The following is a 19,481-nucleotide window of genomic DNA, read 5'->3' as shown; positions in this document are numbered from 1 at the left end:
TCGTACCGTTTCAAAAAATGGAGACGGCCCCCTTGCATCATGGCCAGGAGGCCTGCCGGTATTCCCCCTAACTGACAATTTCGTTCAGGCTCTGCTTTTTGGGAGGATTGGCTTTCTTAACCAACTTGCCCCCATCGAAATGCCGGCCGTATGTTTTGACGAAGGACGTAATTTCTTCGGGAGAAGGAAGCGGTCCCTGATGTTCCCACGTTAAAAAATAGGACTGCACTTTACCGCTATAAAACACCCAGCTAAAAAATTTACGGGCGAACTGGTGGAACCCTCTGGTCCTGAATCGATTCATACACTTTGCGTCCTTCCAAACGGTCATGGTTTGACCCGTTCCTCCTTGCAGTTGACCCGTCAGCTCCGCATATAACAAGTCTTCATTCTTGATCATTCTTTTCATAATGAATTGATTCAATATTCCATTGATGATCAGTCTCGGAATATTGAATTGTTCCCCTCTAGTAACGGAAATTACCGCACCCGGGGGCAATTCGATATTTCTGTCTCCCAAAGTAAATGTCGCCCCATACTTATTATGGGGATCTTGATGTTTGACCCATGTTCTCATGGCAATCCCTCCGATATTCATATCCGCCGGTCGTTATGTAGAGCATTTCGGACCTTTTAGCCCATGACTTTATTCGTCATTCTTGCTTTTAGTATAATAAATAAGAGAAGAGGTGCCAATAAAATCCAAAAAACAGAAACGAATCCAACGCCATTGTAAAATAATCGAGTAGGAGGAGGCGGTTAACCCCCGTCCTCTCACACCACCTGGCATGCGGGTCCGCACCAGGCGGTTCCAAAAGGTTGACGAAGTACCATGTAGCGAGTAAGCATGCTTTTCAGCCCTTTCGCTTCCCAGTAGGAAGTCGGGAGGGCATTATTGATGTTCCGGGACATTTCCCACGGTCCGCGTCGGGAGTTGGCCATGGCGAAGCATGCCCAATCCGGCACCCCCAGTGCCCGTAATTCACGGATTCGGGTTCTTACCCGTTTCCATTGCTTCCACAAGCACATCCTCAGCCTTCGGCGAATCCACTGATCGAACCGCTCACAATGGTTCTTCATCGATGCCAGCCGGAAATAACTGACCCATCCCATGGTGTACTGATTCAATCGTCGGATTCGCTCTTCCATCGGAATAGGGCGCGAACGGCTCGTGATCTCCCGTACCCTCTCCTTGAATCGGGAGATGGTTTTCGGGGCGAGCCGAATCGTCGCCTCTTTGTCCGACAGAAAGCTGAAGCCCAGAAATTTGCGCTTCCATGGGCGGTCCACCGCACTTTTGTCCCGGTTCACCTTCAGTTTCAGCTTCCCCTCCAGAAAGCGAATCGCCGATTCCATGACACGTTCCCCGGCACGTTTGCTGGCTACGAAGATGTTGCAGTCATCCGCATAGCGGACAAATCTCAGTCCGCGTCTGGTCAGTTCCTTGTCCAGATCGTCCAGCAGGATGTTCGCCAATAGCGGGCTGAGCGGCCCGCCTTGCGGTGTTCCTTCTTCCGTTCTCTGGCACACTCCGTTGATCATCACTCCGGCATTCAGATACGCCCGGATCAGTTTCAGGACGCGCTTGTCCTTCACTTTCCTTGCTACCCTTGCCATGAGCATGTCGTGGTTCACCCGATCAAAGAACTTCTCCAGATCGAGGTCCACCACCCATCTGTAGCCGTCACGGATGTACCGTTGTGCCTGCATTACCGCGTCATGCGCCCTCTTCCCCGGCCGAAAGCCGTAGCTGTACCATGAAAAGTGAGCGTCAAAGATCGGATTCATCACTTGCAGAAGCGCCTGCTGGAGAAAGCGGTCCATAACGGTCGGGATGCCGAGCAGCCGTACGCCGCCTCCGGGTTTGGGGATTTCCACCCGCCTGACGGGTGCTGGTCTGTATGTCCCCGCAAGGAGTTCGTTCTTCACACGGTCCCAGTGGGTGTTCAGGTACGATTGCAGTGCCGCCACCGTCACTCCGTCCACCCCCGGTGCTCCTCCGTTCCGGACGACTCGTTTGTACGCGAGCCGCAGGTTATCCCTGTCCAGCATGCGTTCCAGCAAGTCCCAATGGCCTTCGCGAGAGGAAGGTTCGACTTGTGCCGGTGCAGAACTCCGCGCTCCAACAGGCCCTTGCGGCTTCACCGCTGCTCCCTGTCGGCAGCTCCCTTGCGGGATCTTCTGCTTTCTTCGCTCTTCACTCGAACGCATCGGCTTCCTCTCTCCTTTCGGTTCGGCCCTTCCGCTTTCCGGCGTCCCGTACTCGCGTACTATGGCCTCTGCTGACTCCTGCGGGTTCAGCGCAACCTCCCGGTTGCGGTTACGAAGTCTCTTCGCGTATTCCGCAGGCCTCCCCAGATAAGAACGTCATCTGTCTGCCCGCGACCACCCAAGTCTACAGGACTAGCCCTTGGCGGCTTTGGATTTCGTTGTGTTTTGGCAACTCATCCGACTGGCCCTGCCTCAAATCCAGTTCGTGTACCTTGACCCGTGCGTTTGCCTTAGGCTTCCTTCAGATTCGGCCTCGCGGCCGACACCCTTGCCCTCGGCTAATGGTAGGCGCTCGCCAGCCCCCATTCCGGACTTTCACCGTAGAGATGACGCCCATGCTGGGCGTACAAAAAAACGCGCCGGACCTCTGGGTCCTGCGCGTTCGATATGCCGCAGGGAGACCGGCGCGAGAGGCGGTGCGGCGCGATATGAGGATTTACTTCTCGTACGCCCGAATCTCCACCACTTCGGCACGGGGGCCGCCGTTAGTCGACTCGATGACCAGGCGGAGCCGGTCGGTTACAACCGAGCCGTCCAACTTGTGGATGCGCCTGCGCTTGTAATTGCTTCGGTCTTCGGCGACCGTCGTCCACAGCCCGCCGACATAGGCTTCGATCCGGTAATCTCTGGCCAACTCCGGGATAACCTCGAAGGGCGTCCGATGATGATGCAGGTTGATCAAGTCCTCGTTTACATCGTCGTTGAACGTCACCTGCACGGTGCGCACGGTGACCGGCCGCGGCCAACTCAGTTCGAGCCATTCCGGCCTGCCGTCGGCCATTTCCGCCGAAGACCACATGTGGGGGCCGCCGTACGGCCGGTGATAGCCGTCGATCGCTTTTGCCGGCGCAAACGCTTCGGTCGGCGACGTTACGCGGAAACAGAACGGCCTGCGGACGAACCGGCGCATGCTCCACTGTACGACCGGCTGTTCGAGCCGATGGTTTTCCAGCTCTTTGGCCGCAAGCGGCTCCGCTCCTTTCTGGAAGCAGAGCACTCCGGTCAACGGCCGGTCGGAAACGTGAATCGCGACGCTTGCGTTCGCCTTGATCACGATAAACGCGTTCTGCGCCGTGTCCGGCCGCCAGGAGAGGTTCAGTCTCACCCATTGTTTTTCGCCTTTTGCTACCTTGACGGCGGCGGACGCCTGCAGCGTATGAGGCACATAGTTTTCGGGGCGGCCGGTGCTCCAAAGCTCGGCGGCCAGCTCCGTGTCGGCGGACGCGTCGATCAGAAGCTCGAGCCCGTCCAGCGCAGGCTCCACCGGTACGAGCAAGCCAACGTCCGAGGCAAGCGGAAACGTCTCGGCCGAGCGCTCGACGGCCAACCGTGTCAGCGTGCTCGAGGCGATTGCCGCCGCCGCGCGCGCCAAATCGTCCGGGTCCTCGTTCCGCAGGCCGAGAACCGATGCGTCCTGGCGCAGCAGAACCTGCTGCAGCTCGCGCATGTGGCGGGCATGCAGCTCGCGCGGCGTCACGCCTTTCTGCACGCACAGCGCAGCGCCGGTACCGGCGGCTTCGCCCATGATCGCGCACGTCGCCATCACGCGCGTCGTCCCGAACGCGACGTGGGTGGCGCTGATATTTCGGCCGGCGAACAGCAGGTTGGCCACATTGACGGAGTAGAGTGAGCGGAACGGGATATGGTAATTGCCGTCCATGTGCATATGCTTGGAGCCGCTCTCCGTCGAGTACACCCCCTGCGGCGGATGCAGGTCGATCGACCAGCCGCCGAACGCGACGCGGTCGTCGAACAGCCGCTGCGCCACAATGTCGTTCTGGTTCAGCACGTAATCGCCGACAAAACGGCGGTACTCCCGTTTGCCCGGCACCGCGCCTACCCATTCGAGCGTCATATTGTCGGCGTCGAACTTGCCCGAGTTTTTAATGTAATCCCAAATGCCGTAAATAACCGACCACAACTCGTCGCGGATGCGCTCGTTGTCGTGCACCGTATCGAGCTCCCCGCCCCATTCGATCCACCAGTACGCGCAGCCGTTGTCGCCGCTTCGGATGACCCGCTTCATCGGAATCGTCGTTTGCGCAATGTCCTTGGCAAAGCGGGGCGGCACGTACTTGACCGGATGGCCCGCGTCTTTCGTGTAAAACAACAGCGTGCTGCCAAGCGTAATGTCGTCGGCGGCAAGCGGCGCCCAATCTTCGTTGTATTCGTGCCGCGCTTCGCGCCCGATCCGGTATTTCGCTCCGGCCATAAAACCGATCAGCCCGTCCCCGGTACAATCGAGAAACAGTTTGCTTTCAAACCGGATCTTCCGCTCCGAGCCCATCATCCAGCCGGTCACCGAGCGAATCGTCCGGTTTTCCCCGTCGCCGTCCGCCTCCGCCTCATGCACGTCCGTGTTCAGGAACAGCCGGATGTTGGGCTCGGCAAGCACCGTCTCCAGCACCACGAGATCCCAAATATACGGGTTGCCGTCGATGTTGCGGAACTGGTTTTCAATGAACATTTCCCCCATAATTCCCGTTTCGCGCGCATATCTGTGCGTGCCGTGAGCGGTCGCGCCGCATACCCATACGCGCACCTCGCTGCTCGAATTGCCTCCAAGCACAGGGCGGTTCTGCACAAGCGACACCGATTGTCCGAGCCTTGCTGCGGCCACCGCCGCACAGACACCGGCCAACCCGCCTCCGACGACCGTTATATCCGATTCGACAACCTCATGCTTCACTGCCATCCACTCCATTCCGGCGAAATCAGGTCATACACCGAACGACAAACGAAACGGTTGTTCAGCGTTTCCGCATCCGTGCCTTCCGGCAAATCGCATGCAGGTTCTTCGCTTTGCCCCCTTACATGTCCGCAGGTCCGGCCAACACCGCATTTCCCCACAGTCCCCTGTCCCCGGAATTGGCATCGGTGCCGTTCCACATATACTGCCGCATCCGGGTGATCCCGTCCTCGCTGTCGTCAAAACCGAAATCGAACAGCATCTCTTTTCCTTGGGCCGGATTGACGTTAAGCGCCGTCCACGGCACCGCCGCTTCCAGCGTATAGCCGCTGCCGCCGTCCATCGGCTGCACCGCCATGCGGATGTCCGCCTGTTCGCTCGTATTGAACCATCGCCAGTAGGGGCTTCCGTTCGCAACGGCGGCGCTCATGATCAGCTGCCGGTCTTTGGACAGCAGCCCTTCGCGAATTTGGATGTCCTCGGGACCGACGAACAGTTCGACGCCGTCGCCCTTCCAGACGCTGCTGTTGCGGTAGCTGTTCAGCATCGGAGTCGGTTCCCGCACCTGCGCCAGCACATACAAATTCGATTCGTCCCAGCCAAAGCGGTATTCCGCCTGAATGTCATCGCCGCCCGCGCCGACAACGCGGTTGGCAGCGGTCAGCTGCACGGCGGGAACATCTTCGAACGCCGGGTCTCCGTTGCCGTCGATGACCGGCGGAATGTTCAGATGCGGAATGTCGATCGATTGGGGCTCCCCCGACACCGGATCGCCGAAGTCGTAATGGAACGGCGGCCGCTGGCCGAGGAGCACGCTGTAAATATCGTCGTTGCTTGTTTTGACGCCTTGCAGGAACGTTTTGTACGGTCGATCGGCGACGTTGACAAGGCCGGTGTTATACCGTTCTCCCGTATATCCCTCCCACCAGCGTCCGGTGAGCGGCTGATCGACGTAGTTGAACCAATGCGTGCCGATGACGAAGCCGAGGGACGCAGCCTGCTCGACGTAATTGCGGTACCGGAGCTGGCGTTCGTCCTGCGTTTCGACCGAAACGACGCCGCCGTTCAAGCCCTGGTCCGACGTGCCGTAATTAAATTCGGTAATCAGCACGGGCTTGCCGCCGGACTTGTCATGGACGCTGCGCAGAAAATCGGTATCCAGGTTCCGGTCGTAATAATTGATGCTGATCGCGTCGAAATATTTTCCCGCCGTCTCCGCCAATAGGTCGCGCAAGCGCTCGTTGCGCACCGCTCCGATCAGCCAGCGGTCGCCCAGCAGCAGATGGTTCGGATCGTATTTGCGGAATACTTTGGCCACCGTGCCGTAGAGCGTATCCGCATACAGCCCGATGAAGTCGTACATATCATCCAGCGCCTGCGGCGTTCCTGCGCTAAGCGGCGCTTCGTACAGCTCGGAAAAATCGGCCGCATTCGTGTTCCAAGCGGTATTAAAGGCTGCAATATCCCCGTTGTATTTTTCCTTCAACAGATCGACCAGCCTGCGCTTGGAGGCCACCTTGCTCGCCTTGGCTGCGGGAATGGCGCTTGCGATTTTGTGGAAGTGAATCTCGTTTTCCATGAAATACCCGATCAAGTAAGGGTCGTCCTTCCATGCCGGAAGCTTTGCCGCAAACGCATCGTCGATTTTCTGTTCGGCCCCGTCGGCGAAAATGTCGAAATAATGCAGGCCATCCACCTGAGCCCACGCCATATCGGATGACGAAGGCAGCATTTTCGCGTAGGGAAAATGCTGCGCCGAAGCGGTGCTCCCCGACCACGCGCCGGCCGTATTGAAGCCCCACTTGCGCAGCCGGTCCACGGCCTCCGCAAAGAAGGCGTTCGCATCGTACGGCTGTTCCGTCTTCTTGATCCGATTGGCGAGGAAATAGGAGAAGTCGTTCGGATTGCCGCGGAAAGCCGTTGCGAACGGCCCCGTAAACGAAGGAATCCATTCGTAAATGCCTTCCCTTCCCGTCACTTGCGTATATGTTTCATTGGCCGTAATCCCGTTTACGCCGAGGCTGAAAAAGATATTGCCGTCCGGGTCCGTCATCACCGTCCGTCCGCCTGCCTGCTGAATCGCGAAAAAGCCCGTCTTTTGCAAACCGTAGTCCGCCGCGCTGCCTAGCAAACCGCCGTAGCCGTCCCGGTCGTCCGGAACGGCCAAGCTCCCGTAATACGTCCGGTCCCGCTCAAGATCGTCCTGAAGCTCCTGATCGGACGACACTTTATCGGCAAACGGCGTTTTGATCGATTGTCCGTAGCGGTCGACCAGCAAATCCGACTTCATAAAGTATCTGAATGTTTTCGGATAACTCGGTTCGAGACCGTCCGCCTGCGCATAAGCATCGATGCCCGTTTGGGATGCAATGTCGATCGGCCCTTGGTACGGCGTGTATTGCGCGTCGGTGTCCCGTTTGTAATAAATCGCGGCCCCCGGCGCCGATGCGGACAACGTCAGCTTCGCCGGTCCGTCCAGGATCGTTCCCGAAGGAATATCCGCCTGAACGGAAGCGGTGCCCGCATTGATCATGACCTTCGAAACCTGCGGCGTCCACGCTTTGGCCGCGCCTTCCAACTGAAGTTTCAAGTACCTCGTTCCAGCCGGAAGCCCTTCGCCTTCGTACACGAACAACTGCCAGCTCTGCACGGGCTTGCCGGACGGGTACGCGGCAACCGGAAACTCCGTGTAGGTTACGCCGTCGGGCGAGACGAAAAAACGGAGATCGACGACCGGCGTTCCCGTCCAAAAATAAGCGCCCACCGTAAAATGCTGCACGTCCGTATCCAGTTGATAGGTAAAGTAGCCGGGATCGGTGGTGTTTCGAACCGCCCTTGCCGTATCGTTGCCGAAATTGCCCGGGTTGGACGAGTCCAGCCCGACGTTCCACGAATGCTTGTACGTGAGGCTGAAATCGTTCAGCGGATCGACAATGCGGGCGGTCTCCGCGCGGACGGGCGCTCCGAATGCAGGCAGCAACGCCGCCGTGAGCAGCCAGATCAGCATCCGAAATCGAACCTTGCGACCGTTCATCGTTCATCCTCCTTAAATGAATGAAGTCGGATCAAGCAGCAGCCGATGATGTTCGTCCGGACGCATACGGATGCGCAGGCTTGCCGGCGCCCTGCCCGGAATGCGCCAATGGGCGCGGATAAAGCCGTCTTTCTCTTCCACGTCCGCGTCGAAGACGGGAGCGCGCTCCGAAATCGCAAACGCAAAGATCGCGCCGGCTTCGGTCACGGTACGCAAATCGATCGTAGCCGCAGGCCCGGAATAAAAGACAAAATCAAGGTGTATCCTCCCGTCTTCCTGAGCCAGCTCCCACTCGAAGCCTCGCCGTCCGTCCCAAGCCGCGGCCAGCGTCCGTACGGCCAGATGAAGGTTCTCCCCGCGCAGCCCTGCCTGCGCGCCTTCGGCATACGCTTCCATTCCTTCCGTTATGCCGCCGATTTCCAGTCTTACGCGCAGATCGGAAGCCGCGATCTTCCCTTGCGTCGGGTCCAATGCCGGATGACGGCCGCCGCCGTCCGTCGCAAACTGGATGCCGAACAGCACATGACCTTCCCGCTGCTCGCTTCGGAACACGGCGGAGCAAAAATCGTAGCCGTCGTGCAGCACGCGCAGACGCGCATAGGCGCACGCTTCCGGGCCTACCCCGAAGTAAGCCAGCATATTGCGGCACTGATTCCACATGATGTTCTGCGTGAACGTGCCCAACGAAAAACGTTCTTCCATATGCATAACAGCCCATCTGTCCTGCGACCCGTCCGATCCCCGGTTCACCAACTGCCGGATCTCCCGCACGCCGTCATAGGCGCGGAACCAACCGCGATACGGCTTAGGACAGCTTATATTCAAGCCGAACCAAGGCGGCTCGAACACGAAGCGCTCGCTAGCCGCCAGCTCGACGTCCCCGCCGCATGCCAATTGCAGGAAGGAAAGTTTGGCATCCGGCAGCAGCGTATCGTATGCCCTGCCGTGCGGCCCGGACCACTGCTTCAGCAGCGGGTGAAAGTGAACGGCCACCATCCGCCAGGCCATGTCCAGAAGCTCCTCCGTCCATCTGCGCGCCGACGGGTTTTGCGCATAGGCGGCCAGACCCGACAATTCCTCGATGGCGACCAGGCTGTAGGTCGGGCTGTTGTATTCGTTAAAGGTTCCCCGTTCCCGGGTATACTCGTAAAACCGCTCCAGCCGCTTCAGTCCGTATTCGGCAAAGCCCGGGACCGCGTAATGTTCTCCGGCGACGAGCGTAACGAGCGCCCCCATGATCGCGATGTTCGTATATTCCGGACCGACATTCCGCCTGCGGATCGCTTCGCAGCTGTTCAACACCGCCCTCCGGACGGCTTCGGACAAATCGGACGGAAAAGCGGAGCCGTGCCGAATCGCGGCAAAGAGCAAGCGCTTGCCGCAGAAATCGGCCCAGTTCCAGTCCGGAGGCGCCATCCGCTCGATCGGCTCCTCGTAAAACCAGGGCCAGATGCCGAACGTAGGCGAGGCGGGATCTTGATCCTGAAGCGATACTATGTTCGCCAGAATGTCCCATGACCGCTGCCGGTAAGCGGCGAATTCGCCGTCCAGCAGAGCGAGCGCATAATCGAGCGTCTCCCGGATCGGATGCACAAATTCGGCGGATCGGATGGTCGTATGGTAACCCGGACTTTTGAACGGACGGCGCAGCATCCGGATCGGCTCGTTGTAATCCGCATGCATGGCCTCCACGGCCCGGACGAAGGCATCCCTGTGGCCCGGATTCATTCCCCTTCCCCCCGCAGCGCTTCGGAAACCAGCATAAGGGCAAGCCCTTGGCCGTACAGCGTAGGGTATTGCGGAATCGCGTTGTACGCTTCAACGCTTTCCAGGACCGGCGTTCCGCCGGATACGCCGCGCACCTCGCCCCGCTCATCGACCGCGGCCGTGACCGCGTCAATCGTTCTTTCGGAATGGACGCGCATGGAAGGCTCCAGCCACCCGCTCCGGACGCCCCGGAGAATACCCGCCGCAATGCCCGCGCTCCCGGACGTTTCCGGATAAAAGCCGCTGCGGTCCAGCACCGTCGGCCATAGACCGCTCGGCTGCGCAAACGCGAGCAAGCCGTCAATCAGACGCCGGTAACCGTCCGACGCTTCCGGCGGAATCGGGACCAGGCCGCGGATATTGTCCAGGATCATCGGCGTCGCAAGCGCGATCCATGCGTTGGCGCGCGTCCAGCGGGCCGCCGACATATGATTCCCGGCCGCGCAGTTCCAGCCGTGGAACAGAACGGCGCTTTCCTCGTCGCGAAGCAATCGGTAATGCAGCAGCAGCTGGCGAAGCGCTTCTTCCGCGAAGGCGCGGTTGCCGTATGACTTGGCCATCTCGGACAGCGGCAGGACGGCCATAAACACCGTGTCCGCCCATACCTGCTCGGCGAACTGGACGGCTTCCGTGACCGTATGCTCCAAAGCGCCTTCCCGGGTGCGCGGGGCTTCCCTAAGCAGCCATTCTCCCGCCGCAAGCGCCAGATCCCGGTACAGGACGTCCGACGTATGACGATGCAGTTCGGGGAACACGGCAAAGGGCGCCATCGCATTGACGGCCCGGCTGCCGCCCGCTTTGCCCCGGTTTTTCTCCGCCCAACGGACGAGAAAATCCATCGCATCGGTACGGCCCGTGCTCTCGTAATAATCCCGAATCGCGATGACGCCCACTCCCGGAACCCAGTCCCACTGGTCGAAATCCAGTCCCCAGTTGCCCGCGTGATCTTCCGTCATGTACGCGAACAAGCGTCCGGCCGTCTCCCTCAGCGAATGATTTCTTGCGGTGCTCATGCGGTTCACCTCATCTCGAATGCGGACAGCCCGCCCGGCCGCGGCGCTTCGGCGAAAGCCGGGCGGCCGCGGATTACTTCATGCCCGCTTTGTTCTGGTCATACCATTCCTGCACCAGCTTCTCGACGTTGTCGCCGCCGAGCCGCTTCCATTCCTTGCGCAGCTCGTCGAGCCCCGCCTGCGGCGTCATCTGGGCTCCGCCCGTGACCACCTTCGCCTCGATCTGCTCGGCGATCGGCGAGAACGCGGAGATCAATTGGTTCGCTTCCGGCAGATCCGGATTGAACGGAATATCCCGGCGGTATTTGTTTTTCATGGCGACAGTCAGCGAATCGGCCTTGGCCTTGGCGTATTCCTGCGAAATCGGGTCCTGCGCGGCCATAATCGGGAACCATTCGGGTTTCGGGCTATACTGGTTCAGCACGGCGTACTCGCGGGCATAAAAGACTTCCTGGCGAAACTTTTGCGGATCGATCGTTTGCGGCACGCCGTTCACCAGCTTGTAGTGGACGTTTTCCTCCCCCAGCTTGAGGGGCTGCCAGCCTTTGTCGATCATCCAGTCGAGGAACTTGACCGCCGCTTCGGCCTGCTGTTCTTTCATGTCTTTATTGAACGTCACGTAAATGTACGGCGCGTTTTCCTGGTACAGACCGTTTTTGCCGTACGGGGTTGCGACCGGCTCGAGCGCCACCGGCTTCGCCGACGGATCGTTTTTCTTCAAATCGCTGTATTCGTTCGGCATATCCCACGATCCGAGGAAAATGCCGGCTTTGCCCGTCGTCCAGAACTGCTTCGCGCGTTGGGCGTTTTTGTCCGTAATATATTCCTGATCGATCAGACCTTCGTCGAACAGCGTCTTCTCAAACGCGAGCACATCGGCATAACGGTCCGCGATCCGGCCGAATTCCAGCTTGCCGTCGTTCAAATACCACTGATTCTCGTGGGTGAAGAACAGGCTGCGCATAATTTGATAGCCGTTGGCGTTAAAAACGATTCCGTACGTGTCGGCTTTGCCGTTGCCGTCGGGATCGTCCGTTTTGAACTTGCGGGCCGCATCCAGCAGCTCGTCGATCGTCGTCGGCGTTTTCAGCCCCAGCTTGTCGAGCCAGTCCTGGCGAATCCACATGCCGTGGTTCGCGATCGTGTCGATGCCGCGCACCGAGGCGACGGCGTACAGCTTGCCGTTGATCGTCAGGTACGGTTTCAGCTCCGGATGAGCTTGCAAATAAGCTTTGTAGCTCGTGCTGTACTTGTCGATGTATTGATCGATCGGCTGGATCGCGCCCTGCGAAGCCAACGTCGAGATGTATGCGCGGTCGTACTCCCAGATCAGGTCGGGCGCTTCTCCCGCCGCGATAAGCGTATTCAGCTTTTGCTGCGACTGGTTGCGCGGAACCGGAATCCACTTGACCGTCGCCGGCGCGTTCTCGTTGATCCATTTCGTCCATCGGTTGCTCTCGTAGCTGCCCTCTTCCGCCGACACTTCGCCGCGGTCGAAAATCGAAACGCTGATTTCCGGTTTCTTCGCTTCTTTCGCGTCTGCGGGCGCGGACTTGCCGCTGTCCTTGCCGCACGCGCCCAGCATCGCGAGCGATACCGCCAAAGCCAACAGCACCGCTGCCGTCTTGCGTTTTTGCTGCCTCATCGTGTTTTTCTCCCCTTCAGCAAATTCGTTTTATATCAAGAGGCGAATGCCTCCCGACATCATCCTTTGACCGAGCCGATCAAAACGCCCTTGACGAAATGGCGCTGCAAAAACGGATACACGCACAAAATCGGCGTAACCGACAGCACGATCGCCGCCGCCTTGATCGCCTCCGGCGTCAGCAGCGCCTGGCTTGCTCCTTCGCTGCCTCCCGCGCTGTTCAGCAGACTCGCGTCGACCTGATTGATCATTTGGTAGAGCTTCACCATCAAGGTTTGTTTCGTCGATCGGGTAATATAGAGCAATACCTGAAAATACGAGTTCCACCAGCCTACCGCGTAAAACAGCGAGAGCGCGGCTAATATGGGCTTGGACAGCGGAAGAATGATTTTGGCCAAAATCGCCAAATCGTTGGCGCCGTCGATGGAGGCCGACTCGTCGATCTCCTCGGGCAGCCCTTCGAAAAAGCTCTTCATCACGAACAAATTGTAGGTGCTGATCAAGGCCGGCAGCCAAAGCGACCAATAGGAATTTATAAGGCCCAGCGTTTTGATCAGAATGAAATTCGGGATCATGCCCGACACAAACAGCATCGTAAACGTGATGAACAGCAGCAGCCCGCCGCGTCCCATGAGCCTTTTTTTCGACAGCGGATAAGCGGCCAGCACCGTCATGGCCATATTGAGCAGCGTGCCGACTACCGTCACCAGGACGGTGTTCTTCGCCGACACGAGCAGTTGTCCATCGTCCAAAAGCCGCTTGTAGGCGTCCGTATTAAACTCGACCGGCCACAGGAACACCTCGCCGGATGTAATGGCTCTGCTGCTGCTGAACGAGGACGCCGCTTCGTACCAGAACGGATACAACGTGAACAGGGACAGCAGACCGAGCGCCGCATAGTTGACGGCTGCGTACGTTTTCGCGCTGAAGCTGCGGCGGGATTTCATCGCTTACCTCCTCCTACCATAACCCTTTCTCCCCAAAGCTTTTGATGATCCGGTTTACGCTCAACACGAGAATGAACCCGATCGCGGATTGAAACAAGCCGAGTGCCGTCGTGTAGCTGTAATTGGCGTTCTGCAGCCCGACCCGGTACACGAACGTGCTGATCACGTCCCCCACTTCGAGAACGGCGCTGTTTTGCAGCACAAGCGTTTGTTCGAGGCCCACGTCCATCATTTGTCCCATTCGCAAGATCAGCAAAATGGCCATCGTTCCCCGAATCCCCGGCAGGGTAATATGCCAGATTTGCCGCAAGCGCGACGCTCCGTCCATTTTGGCCGCCTCGTAAAGCTGCGGATCGATATTCGCCATCGCCGCCAAATACAGGATGGTCCCCCAGCCGGCTTCCCGCCAAATCGAAGACAGCGTGTATACGACCGGCCACCACGTGGTGCTCGCCATAAAATAGATCGGATCGATGCCCATCGATCGGAGAATCCAATTGACGACGCCGGTGCTCGGCGACAACAGCGAAATGAAAATGCCGCCCAGAATAACCCATGAAATGAAATGAGGCACATAGAGCAAATTTTGCACGGTGCGCTTGTACCATTCTTTGCGGACTTCGTTCAGCATGAGGGAAAGGACAATCGGAACGGGAAAGCCGAAAACCAGGTTGTAGACGTTCAGCAGCAGCGTGTTTCGCAAGATTTTCCAGAAGTCCGAGCTTTCGAACAGCATGCGAAAATGCTTGAGTCCTACCCACTTGCTCCCCCAAATTCCGTCCACGAAGCGGTAATCTTTAAACGCGATCACTTCGCCGACCATCGGTGCATATTTGAAGACCACATAATATCCGATAACCGGCACCAGCATCAGATATAAATATTTGTCGCGCGAAAGGCGACGTTTGAAGACCGAACCGGTTCGCTCCGCCGCACGCGGATGAAAGGCGGCCGCCTCCGCACCGGCTTGGGAAACGTTTCCCGTCATGCTATACACCCCTTTATTCTCTATCCTGATGTTCAAATCTTCTCGCCGCCTTCAACACGGCTGCACGACTAATCGTAATCTGTAAACGCTTTATTGACTATTTGAGGATTTTAAAAAGAGGTCTCATTTCTTGCCATTGAGCGATGTAACTTTTTTATACGGGTTTGATTTTTCTGTCATCCGGCGCAAAAAAGGGCCTCTCCCGCAATGGGAGAAGCCCTTACTCCGCTAACGGCCCGGAGGCTTCGGGGGAGGCGTGAGCCGCAATCAATTCCCGGTATTCCGTCGGCGTCATGCCCGTATATTTTTTAAACGTCCGCAAAAAGCTGTGGATATTCGTATACCCGACTTCCTCGGCAATTTCGCCGATCTTTAATTTCCGGTCCGCGAGCCGCTCTTTGGACGCTTCCATTCGGATGGCAATCAAATAATCCATGAAGTTCTGTTCGGTATGTTCCTTGAACAGCTTGCTGACGTACGGCGGCGTTAACTGGAACTGCTGGGCCAGTAAGTTCAGCGAAAGATCGCTGCGTCTGTAATGCTCATGGATATAGGCCAAAATTTTGTCGACGGTATCGTTCTTTCCCCGCTGATTCCGGCGCTCCACCACCATCTGAAGAAACTGGCAGAGCAGCCCCTCCGTCACCTGCTGCGCTTCCCGCCAGTCCCGGCACTGGCTGAGCTGGTCGTGCACTGCGGTGATTTTGCCGGCGTACGGCCGCATGTCCAATCCGATCGACGCCGCCATTTTATAGGATTTAAGGATAAGATCGAAGCAAAGCTGCCGGATCATGTCGGGCGAATAACTGCTGCGCACCGATTCCTCGAACACGGCCCGCAGCGATTCCAGCAGCCTGCTTCGGTCCGCCTGCTTGAGCGATTCCACGACGGTATCCGCAAGCTGCAAAATCCGGTCATACGCTCCGCCATTCGCCTGCTGAACGTCGTCGATGGAGACGACCGCCCCCGCGCCCATCACCATCTTGTACTCAAGCGCACGGAGCGATTCTTCGTAGGATTGGGAAAGGTCTTTCATGGCGGAGCGAAATCCGCCGATGCCGAACGTGACCGTAAGGCCGAACTGCCGCTTCATGATGTCGCGGATCGAATCCGCGGTCGCCAAAGCGCGCATTTGATTCTGCTCCGCATCGCCGCCTTCGAAGCTCATGATGATCGCCGCCAATCCGTCCTTCATTTCGACGGCGACCCCCCGGTTTTCCATGTTGATCAATTCTTCGGCGATATTGCAGAGCGCATACGTATACAGCATCAGATCCGTTCGGCTCATCCCCTGCTTGTCTCCGCTGATTTCCGCGCTGCAGACGATATAATGGGCCGGGTACAGCCGGATGCCCGCAAACTCCAGGCGATGCTTCACGGCGGCGTATTCCGTGCGGTAGCCGGTCAGCAGATCGGACACCATCCGCATTTTCAACGCAGGCCGCGAATCCCGAACCTGCTTCTGGAGAGCCTCCCGGTCCGTCATCATCTCGTCAAACACGGATTCGAGAAACGTCAGGCTGCCGGCATCCGGATTCGCCTTCTGCGGCAGAAAGCGCCGTTTGACGGTTCCCAACACCCGATCCAGAGGCCGGAAGGTCCACCGGTTGACGAAAATAACGGCGGAAATGGCTGCGGCAAACATCAAAGACGCCAGGACGAGCAGCAAATTCCGCGTCACGGTTATCGGGCGGTTCATCTGCGCTTTCGGTACGATGCTGACGATTTTCCATCCCGTGTATTTGGACGCGGCATAGAAGATCGTCTCTTCTTCCCCGTTTTCCTTGACCCGGAAGTAACCCGTATCCGTTTTGCCTTGCAGAAGCCGCACCATATCGCTTTGGTTTTTCAGACTTTGAAACAGCATCGTTTTGTCGTCGTGGGAAACGACATTCCCGTCCACATCGATCACGAAGATATGGCCGAGCCGTCCGCCGTTCGCATCCTTGATCAAATTGTACAGCATCGTCTCATCGATATTGACGGCCAACAGCCCCTTGCGATAGCCCGGACTGCTGACAGACGGGTAGACGCGCACCAGCGTCACGACATTGCGGGCGTTGGTCCCTGCCCCGATCCGGTGCGTCGTGAGCCACTTGGAATAGCCCTCCATATCCATGTATCCGCTGAGCCAGCGCAGCTCGGGATTATCCCGCCCTTCGATCAGCGTCTGATCGGTCAACACCTCTCCGCTGATGCCGGAGTAGATGTAAATGGAAGAAATATACGGATCTGAATTCATAAGCCCTTTCATTTTGTTGCTCAGTCCGTAATAATTGCTGTATCTGTGGGCATTGTCCGAATAACTGTCATACATAAAATAAACGAATTCGAGCTCCTCGCTCAGCTTCAGCAAATCCTTGTCGAGCTCCTTCAGGACCATTTCGATTTTTTGGTCGACCTGCTTGAGGAGCGCGATATTCGTAGAGTTGACTTCCGATTCCAGCCGACCGGTCGAACCGATATAGGAAAGCCAGAACGTCATGCCGATTACGATCAAGAAAATGGCGCCGTAAAGCGCTATAAATTTATTCGATAAGCTCGTTTTCCATCGCATGTCGATCGCCTCATGTCCATTGTAGCGCACCGACGCGAGAAGCGTTAGCCCATCCTGCATATTTGCAGGCGGGCTAACGCTAAAATGAATATATTTGTCACAAAGTAAGAGCGAAAAAAAGCGCCCGGTAACTGTCATATAAAAAATCCGATGAGCACAAAAGAAAGTGCGAGTGGCATACGGTAACGAGTTCCATCAACCTCGAAGAGGCAAAAATAACGACAGGAAACAAACATGATAGTAGCTAAATAGATTTAGGGTTATTTTCAAAATCTTCAGAAAAATTATTGAAAGGATTATTACTTATAAAATATCCCCGCTTTATTATCCTTGAGTGTCCTCGTCACTTTTGTATTCTAAAATATGGAAGCGTCCCGTCAAGTGGTGTAAAATCGATTTCTACCGAGTGACCCAGATTTATTTCTGAGTCGCGTCACTTTAGTAGAAATCATACCGTGGCTTCCCTTGTCAAGAAGCTCGGTGCCATTTTACACCACTACTAGGGGCTATAACACTGCTTTGGGATAGACTGCGTTAGATTACTGCTTTGTTTAGGCGAATGCGGTCAAGATGACAGCTATTGTATTGAATACTCCGTGAATGATCATGGCCGGAATCACGGATCCAGTACGTTCGTAGGTCCAGGCAAAGACGACCCCGCTGATAAAATTTACTGGCATCGCATTGAAAGTAGGATAATGTGCCGCTGTAAAGATTAGCGAGCTAATTACAATACTCCATCCTGCTCCTGTGCGTGTTCGCAACCAGCGGTATACAAAGCCGCGATAAAAAATCTCTTCATATACCGGTGAAATGATTCCAGCGGACACGATTCCGATTAACACAGTGAACCCGTTAACTTGTTGTTTGAGGGCTTCTGTCTTGCTGTTATCTACACTGTTGCCGAATAAACTGGTGATCATGACGGCTGCTATACTGAGGGCAATAAGCACCAGGAGCCAAATCAAGATCCGCGACCAATAGCTTGAGGGAAAGCTGCGTACCCCTACAGACTGCCACGTCAGTCCATGGGGGCGCAAGGCAATAACATATAATCCGGCTAACAGGACAATCGCAATGGTTAGACCGGTCAACGTACCGGCATAAAGGGGAACATTCAGCCATTTTTCGTATAAGGACTGCACGCCGTGTTTGATGACAAAAATGACAAATCCGAATTCGAGAAGCAGTAAGGCGGAGAATTCACGCCAAGACCACGGATCATTGTGTTTCCATTGTTCTGCTGTTTGCATACATTCATCCTCCAGTACAAGTCTGATATAATGACTATACAGGGTGACGCAACGTCACCCACAAGATTTATTTGTCAGGAGAATAGGCATGAACAAATGGACAACTGGGCAAGTGGCCAAACAGCGCAACATTTCGATTCGAACGTTGCGCTATTATGATCAGATTGGTTTATTGTGTCCCAGTAGTAAGGATGAGCATGGCAAGCGATATTATTCCGAAGAGGACCTGTTCAGGCTTGAGAAAATTATGCTGCTGCGTTCATTGGCGTTGCCGCTTGATGAAATCTCCCGGTTGCTGAACACAATGTCTTATCGGGAAGTGCTTGTGGCCCATCATAACTATCTGCAAGACCAGTTAGTCACCATACAGAAACAGATTGCCCATACCGTGTCTCTCATCAACATGGTTGATTTGGAGGATTCACTGTCTTGGGAACGCGTGTCCGAATTGGTACGACAAGCGGATACCACGCCGAAAAGATGGGTCGATTACTTCACGGAGGATGAACAGGCATTTTTGCACAAATCGCTGCCACGTTTGGAAAGCGGAGATCGGATGACGCAGCAATATGTATCTCTGCTGCGTCGTATCGAATGGTGCCTTTCCCATGGCATTGGTCCACAAACAGAGGAGGGGCTGGCGATTGCTGCAGAACTCATCGAGTTATCTCACAAGACCTTTGGCGGAGATCAGGCATTAGCGGATAAATTTTGGGAAGTGCGCAAACTTCCAGCCAAAGAATCGGGATTATATCCGCTGACGGAAGAAGTATTGCAGTTTGTGGAACAAAGCATTGCCTATGTGGAGCAGCAAAAACAGACCGCCAAAGGGGAGGAAATCTGAAAGAACAATCTGGAGGTCATTGGACCTCAGTCAATAGATTGGACACATAAAATCGAGAAAATTACGCAGCTTGGCAAAACATACGTTCGTATTGATTTGGCGTAAAATACCCTATAGCAGAGTGGATTGTTCTTCCATTATAGAAGCACGCGATGTACTCAAAAATCTTCTCCCTGGCTTCTTTCTTTGTTTTGAACTTATGCAGGTAAACGAGTTCTTTTTTCAACACACTATAAAACGACTCAATACAAGCGTTGAGTAGCCCGGGGGGATCGCACCCCCAGGCTCTCTCAGAACCGGACTTGAACCTCTCGGCTCATCCGGCTCCCATTATCCAGCCCAACTTAAATAATTCTTCTCCCATTGGACGAAAAGTTTGGGTTCCCGCTTCGCAATCTGTATGAGCCAATTCCAGGCCCGCTTGCGTCGCTGTCTGAACCTTTTGTACTTTCTCATCGTCCACTCTAGTAGCG

13 protein-coding genes are annotated in these 19,481 nt (G+C 56.2%); 1 reads left to right on the top strand and 12 read right to left on the bottom strand.

What is annotated here, in order from left to right; genetic code table 11:
* Positions 1-67: 67 nt before the first annotated feature.
* From F560_RS0117350 to F560_RS0117295, 11 genes are all read right to left on the bottom strand, one after another.
* Entirely contained in the window at positions 68-577 is a 510-nt protein-coding gene (locus tag F560_RS0117350; RefSeq protein ID WP_019007033.1) for a hypothetical protein, read from the bottom strand.
* Between the two features lie 197 nt (positions 578-774).
* The gene (gene ltrA / locus F560_RS0117345) at positions 775-2,211 is read right to left on the bottom strand and encodes a group II intron reverse transcriptase/maturase (RefSeq protein ID WP_019007032.1); all 1,437 of its coding nucleotides are present in this window, start codon (positions 2,209-2,211) and stop codon (positions 775-777) included.
* 496 nt (positions 2,212-2,707) lie between these two features.
* Entirely contained in the window at positions 2,708-4,960 is a 2,253-nt protein-coding gene (locus F560_RS0117340) for an FAD-dependent oxidoreductase (protein WP_019007031.1), read from the bottom strand.
* A gap of 121 nt (positions 4,961-5,081) precedes the next feature.
* Positions 5,082-7,994, bottom strand: a complete 2,913-nt coding sequence (locus F560_RS23550) for a sugar-binding protein (protein ID WP_019007029.1) — start codon at positions 7,992-7,994, stop codon at positions 5,082-5,084.
* Between the two features lie 12 nt (positions 7,995-8,006).
* Positions 8,007-9,722, bottom strand: coding sequence for a hypothetical protein (locus F560_RS0117325; RefSeq protein WP_019007028.1), 1,716 nt, complete (start codon positions 9,720-9,722; stop codon positions 8,007-8,009).
* On the bottom strand, positions 9,719-10,774 hold the full coding sequence (locus F560_RS0117320) for a glycoside hydrolase family 88/105 protein (protein ID WP_019007027.1): 1,056 nt from the start codon (positions 10,772-10,774) through the stop codon (positions 9,719-9,721). Before F560_RS0117320 ends, F560_RS0117325 begins: the two co-directional genes overlap by 4 nt.
* Positions 10,775-10,847: 73 nt before the next feature.
* Positions 10,848-12,419: an extracellular solute-binding protein gene (locus F560_RS0117315; protein WP_019007026.1), complete on the bottom strand. Its 1,572-nt coding sequence runs from the start codon at positions 12,417-12,419 to the stop codon at positions 10,848-10,850.
* 59 nt (positions 12,420-12,478) lie between these two features.
* Complete coding sequence (locus F560_RS0117310) at positions 12,479-13,366, bottom strand: carbohydrate ABC transporter permease (protein ID WP_019007025.1); 888 nt, start codon at positions 13,364-13,366, stop codon at positions 12,479-12,481.
* Between the two features lie 13 nt (positions 13,367-13,379).
* Positions 13,380-14,354 (bottom strand): ABC transporter permease, encoded by a 975-nt coding sequence (locus tag F560_RS0117305; RefSeq protein ID WP_019007024.1) that lies wholly within the window; start codon positions 14,352-14,354, stop codon positions 13,380-13,382.
* A gap of 220 nt (positions 14,355-14,574) precedes the next feature.
* Positions 14,575-16,911 (bottom strand): helix-turn-helix domain-containing protein, encoded by a 2,337-nt coding sequence (locus F560_RS0117300; RefSeq protein ID WP_019007023.1) that lies wholly within the window; start codon positions 16,909-16,911, stop codon positions 14,575-14,577.
* Positions 16,912-17,462: 551 nt separating this feature from the next.
* On the bottom strand, positions 17,463-18,164 hold the full coding sequence (locus F560_RS0117295; protein WP_019007022.1) for a CPBP family intramembrane glutamic endopeptidase: 702 nt from the start codon (positions 18,162-18,164) through the stop codon (positions 17,463-17,465).
* An 88-nt stretch (positions 18,165-18,252) separates the two neighbouring features.
* Here F560_RS0117295 and F560_RS0117290 point away from each other — a divergent pair, with 88 nt between their 5' ends.
* Positions 18,253-19,008, top strand: coding sequence for a MerR family transcriptional regulator (locus tag F560_RS0117290; RefSeq protein WP_019007021.1), 756 nt, complete (start codon positions 18,253-18,255; stop codon positions 19,006-19,008).
* A gap of 61 nt (positions 19,009-19,069) precedes the next feature.
* On the opposite strand, the gene F560_RS26635 is transcribed toward F560_RS0117290, so the two are convergent.
* Positions 19,070-19,255 (bottom strand): IS3 family transposase, encoded by a 186-nt coding sequence (locus F560_RS26635; RefSeq protein WP_083932118.1) that lies wholly within the window; start codon positions 19,253-19,255, stop codon positions 19,070-19,072.
* Between the last annotated feature and the right edge of the window lie 226 nt (positions 19,256-19,481).

Origin of the sequence: Cohnella laeviribosi DSM 21336, from assembly GCF_000378425.1 — a bacterium.
In the GTDB taxonomy this organism is placed as follows: domain Bacteria; phylum Bacillota; class Bacilli; order Paenibacillales; family Paenibacillaceae; genus Cohnella; species Cohnella laeviribosi.
This window is presented reverse-complemented; position numbering and strand designations above follow the sequence as displayed.

Bases quoted from the DNA above. Each gene is read 5' to 3' on its own strand.
- F560_RS0117350 (WP_019007033.1), bottom strand. From the start codon at position 577: ATGAGAACATGGGTCAAACATCAAGATCCCCATAATAAGTATGGGGCG.
- ltrA (WP_019007032.1), bottom strand. From the start codon at position 2,211: ATGCGTTCGAGTGAAGAGCGAAGAAAGCAGAAGATCCCGCAAGGGAGC.
- F560_RS23550 (WP_019007029.1), bottom strand. From the start codon at position 7,994: ATGAACGGTCGCAAGGTTCGATTTCGGATGCTGATCTGGCTGCTCACG.
- F560_RS0117325 (WP_019007028.1), bottom strand. From the start codon at position 9,722: ATGAATCCGGGCCACAGGGATGCCTTCGTCCGGGCCGTGGAGGCCATG.
- F560_RS0117320 (WP_019007027.1), bottom strand. From the start codon at position 10,774: ATGAGCACCGCAAGAAATCATTCGCTGAGGGAGACGGCCGGACGCTTG.
- F560_RS0117315 (WP_019007026.1), bottom strand. From the start codon at position 12,419: ATGAGGCAGCAAAAACGCAAGACGGCAGCGGTGCTGTTGGCTTTGGCG.
- F560_RS0117310 (WP_019007025.1), bottom strand. From the start codon at position 13,366: ATGAAATCCCGCCGCAGCTTCAGCGCGAAAACGTACGCAGCCGTCAAC.
- F560_RS0117305 (WP_019007024.1), bottom strand. From the start codon at position 14,354: ATGACGGGAAACGTTTCCCAAGCCGGTGCGGAGGCGGCCGCCTTTCAT.
- F560_RS0117300 (WP_019007023.1), bottom strand. From the start codon at position 16,911: ATGCGATGGAAAACGAGCTTATCGAATAAATTTATAGCGCTTTACGGC.
- F560_RS0117295 (WP_019007022.1), bottom strand. From the start codon at position 18,164: ATGCAAACAGCAGAACAATGGAAACACAATGATCCGTGGTCTTGGCGT.
- F560_RS0117290 (WP_019007021.1), top strand. From the start codon at position 18,253: ATGAACAAATGGACAACTGGGCAAGTGGCCAAACAGCGCAACATTTCG.